1 protein-coding gene and 1 pseudogene are annotated in these 1,815 nt (G+C 60.7%); both read left to right on the top strand.

Annotated features, from left to right (window positions below; translation table 11 throughout):
* Window positions 1–276: pseudogene (locus tag AC0QHF_RS00190) on the top strand (photosystem II D2 protein (photosystem q(a) protein)); the annotation flags it as partial.
* Complete coding sequence (psbC, locus tag AC0QHF_RS00185) at window positions 260–1,642, top strand: photosystem II reaction center protein CP43 (protein ID WP_324702176.1); 1,383 nt, start codon at window positions 260–262, stop codon at window positions 1,640–1,642. The pseudogene AC0QHF_RS00190 and the gene psbC, both read left to right, overlap by 17 nt.
* Window positions 1,643–1,815: the final 173 nt, after the last annotated feature.

Here is a 1,815-nt window from a genome sequence, read left to right as displayed (position 1 = left end):
TCCAACAAGCGCTGGTTGCACTTCTTCATGCTGTTCGTCCCCGTGACGGGCCTGTGGATGTGTTCCATCGGCGTCGTGGGTCTGGCCGTGAACCTGCGGGCTTACGACTTCGTGTCGCAAGAACTGCGGGCTGCAGAAGACCCCGAGTTTGAAACTTTCTATACCAAGAACATTCTGCTCAACGAGGGAATTCGCGCCTGGATGGCTCCAGCCGATCAACCTCACCAAAACTTTGTCTTCCCTGAGGAGGTATTACCACGTGGTAACGCTCTCTAGCACTTCTTACCTGGGCGGCCGCGACCAGGAATCCACCGGCTTCGCCTGGTGGGCTGGCAACGCCCGTCTCATCAACCTTTCCGGAAAACTCTTGGGCGCCCACGTTGCCCACGCTGGCCTGATCGTCTTCTGGGCCGGGGCGATGACCCTGTTCGAGGTGTCCCACTTCGTCCCCGAAAAGCCCATGTACGAGCAAGGTCTGATCCTGCTCCCCCACCTGGCCACCCAGGGCTGGGGCGTCGGCCCTGGCGGTGAAGTCATCGACATCTTCCCCTACTTCGTGGTGGGGGTGCTTCACCTGATTTCCTCCGCCGTCCTCGGTTTGGGCGGTATCTATCACGCCGTCCGCGGCCCCGAAGTTTTGGAAGAATATTCTTCCTTCTTCGGCTACGACTGGAAGGACAAAAACCAGATGACCAACATCATCGGGTATCACCTGATCCTGTTGGGATGCGGTGCCCTCCTGCTCGTGTTCAAAGCCATGTTCTTCGGCGGCGTCTACGACACCTGGGCGCCCGGTGGCGGTGACGTCCGGATCATCAACAACCCGACCCTGAACCCGCTGGTCATCTTCGGCTACCTGTTCAAAGCTCCCTTCGGCGGCGAAGGCTGGCTGATCGGGGTGGACAACATGGAAGATATCATTGGCGGTCACATCTGGGTTGGCCTGATCTGCATCTTCGGCGGTATCTACCACATTCTGACCAAGCCCTTCGCCTGGGCCCGCCGCGCCTTCATCTGGTCTGGAGAAGCTTACCTCTCCTACAGCTTGGGCGCGCTGTCCCTGATGGGCTTCGTTGCCGCCGCCTTCGTGTGGTTCAACAACACCGCCTATCCGAGCGAGTTCTACGGCCCCACCAACGCCGAGGCGTCTCAAGCTCAGTCCTTCGTGTTCCTGGTTCGCGACCAAAAACTCGGTGCGAACATCGGTTCCGCCCAAGGCCCCACCGGTCTGGGTAAATACCTGATGCGCTCCCCCACCGGCGAAATCATCTTCGGCGGTGAAACCATGCGCTTCTGGGACTTCAAAGGCCCCTGGCTTGAGCCCCTGCGTGGCCCCAACGGTCTTGACCTGAACAAGCTCAAGAACGACATCCAGCCCTGGCAAGTGCGTCGGGCTTCCGAGTACATGACCCACGCCCCCAACGGTTCCATCAACTCCGTGGGCGGGATCATCACTGAAGCTCAAGGGTTCAACTACGTTAACCCCCGGGCTTGGCTGGCCGGTTCTCACTTCATTCTCGGCTTCTTCTTCCTGGTCGGACACCTGTGGCACGCCGGTCGCGCCCGCGCCGCCGCCGCCGGTTTCGAGAAGGGAATCGATCGCGAGACTGAACCCGTCCTGGCGATGCCCGACCTCGACTAATCCGTTCCCATCGGTTTGATCCGAAATCGGAATCGCAAAACCCCACCCGCCCCGGGTGGGGTTCTTTAATTGGGCATGGGGGCAGAGGGGGCAGGGGAGGCAGGGGGGCACAGGGGCGGAGGTAAAATTCCCCACACCCCCCCCCCCCCACCCCCCCCCCCCCACCCCAAATT

The organism is Lyngbya sp. CCY1209 (assembly GCF_055795065.1).
Note: the sequence above shows the minus strand (reverse complement) of the source record. Positions and strands in the feature narration are given on the sequence as shown.